The organism is Halomonas sp. ND22Bw (assembly GCF_003011945.1).
In the GTDB taxonomy this organism is placed as follows: Bacteria; Pseudomonadota; Gammaproteobacteria; order Pseudomonadales; family Halomonadaceae; genus Halomonas; species Halomonas halophila.
This window is the reverse complement of record NZ_PXWD01000056.1, coordinates 1-631: the sequence shown is the minus strand read 5'-3', so window position 1 is coordinate 631 and position 631 is coordinate 1. Positions and strand designations below refer to the sequence as shown.

Annotated in this window: 1 protein-coding gene and 2 pseudogenes; all 3 read right to left on the bottom strand. The window is 62.6% G+C overall.

Annotated features, from left to right (window positions below; translation table 11 throughout):
- Positions 1-104, bottom strand: a pseudogene (gene rplF, locus CVH10_RS16935) (50S ribosomal protein L6); the annotation flags it as partial.
- 1 nt (position 105) lies between these two features.
- The gene (gene rpsH / locus CVH10_RS16930) at positions 106-504 is read right to left on the bottom strand and encodes a 30S ribosomal protein S8 (RefSeq protein WP_106489328.1); all 399 of its coding nucleotides are present in this window, start codon (positions 502-504) and stop codon (positions 106-108) included.
- Positions 505-519: 15 nt separating this feature from the next.
- A pseudogene (locus CVH10_RS16925) lies at positions 520-631 on the bottom strand (30S ribosomal protein S14); the annotation flags it as partial.

The following is a 631-nucleotide window of genomic DNA, read 5'->3' as shown; positions in this document are numbered from 1 at the left end:
CAGGCGCGTTCGCCCTTGGGACCCTTGACAGTGATGTGCTGGCCGTCGAGCGTGACAGTCACGCCCTTCGGCACGGCGATGGTTTTCTTGCCAATACGGGACATATCAGTAGACCCTGCAGAGGACTTCGCCGCCGACATTGGCGTCGCGAGCGGCGGCGTCGGACATGACGCCCTTCGAAGTCGAGAGGATCGAGATGCCGAGGCCGTTCTTGATCGGCTTCAGATCGCCGATCGCCGAATAGACGCGGCGGCCCGGCTTGGACACGCGCGCGATCTCGGCGATGACGGGCTGGCCGTCGAAGTATTTCAGCTCGATCTCGAACTGCGGAAACTCACCCGGGTTCTGAACCAGGTTGTAGCCGCGGATGTAGCCTTCGTCCTGAAGCACGTCCAGGACGGGCTGGCGCAGACGGGAAGCGGGGGTCAGCACCTTGGAACGCTTGCGGGTCGCCGCGTTCTTGATGCGAGCGATCATGTCGCTCAGGGGATCGTTGATCATCATGTCTGTTCGCTCCCCTTACCAGCTCGACTTCGTCAGGCCGGGAATCTGGCCCAGGTTGCCCAGTTCACGCAGCGCGATCCGGCTCATCTTGAGCTTGCGATAGAACGCACGCGGGCGACCCGTCACT